Annotated in this window: 1 protein-coding gene; it reads left to right on the forward strand. The window is 53.4% G+C overall.

Annotation, left to right across the window (positions count from 1 at the left end; genetic code table 11):
* Positions 1-64 precede the first annotated feature (64 nt).
* Positions 65-799 (forward strand): IS3 family transposase (locus IAG03_RS14075; RefSeq protein ID WP_249320746.1); only part of this gene is annotated, 735 nt, incomplete at its 3' end.

Here is a 799-nt window from a genome sequence, read left to right on the forward strand (position 1 = left end):
AAAACGGACAGTGAAAAAAAGCACCTCCTGTTGTAGAATAGAAACTACAACAGGAGGTGCAGTCATGTCGAGAGGAGATACGAAAGCAGAGGCGCTCAGCGAAGAAGTGTTCCGGCGAAAGGCCGCAGGAGAAACGAACCGAGAGATCGGTGCCCATTTCGGACTGCACAAAGCACAAGTCAAAGGACTTGTCAATCGCCAAAACCGCAAACAGCGACTGATTGCCAACGGCTATGTTCCGCAGCCGAAAGGCCGGCCGCGCAAAGGTTCGATCAGCGAAGAACAAAAAAGGAACAACGAACTGATCGAGCTGCGGATGCAGGTGGAGCTGAAATACCGTGTGATCGAGCGCTTTTGCGGGAAATATCCGATCGGCTCCATGTACCGTATGTTTGAAGTCTCCCGCAGCGGCTGCTATGCCTGGCGAAAACGGCAAGGGAAGCCCGCCAAAGATCAATGGCTTGTCGATCTGATCATCGACTGCCAACAGCGCAGCAAACAGACCTGCGGCTGCCGCCGCGTTCGCCGCTGGCTGGAACGACAGCATGGCAGAAAAGTCAGCGTCAAAGCCATTTTGCGCATAATGCGCAAGCTTGATCTGCTCTCACAGGCACGCCGCCGCAAGCCGTATCGGCATTATCAGCAGGCCGTTCACAAATATCCAAATCTGCTGCAGCGTGCGTTTGCCCAACCATTCCCCAATCGTTTTTGGGCAACCGATATCACCTATATTCCCACAGCTAAGGGAATGGTGTATCTGTGTGCCGTACTGGATCTGTGCGGAAAAATGGTGCTGGCT

The organism is Yeguia hominis (assembly GCF_014384705.1).
Taxonomy (GTDB): Bacteria; Bacillota; Clostridia; order Oscillospirales; family Acutalibacteraceae; genus Yeguia; species Yeguia hominis.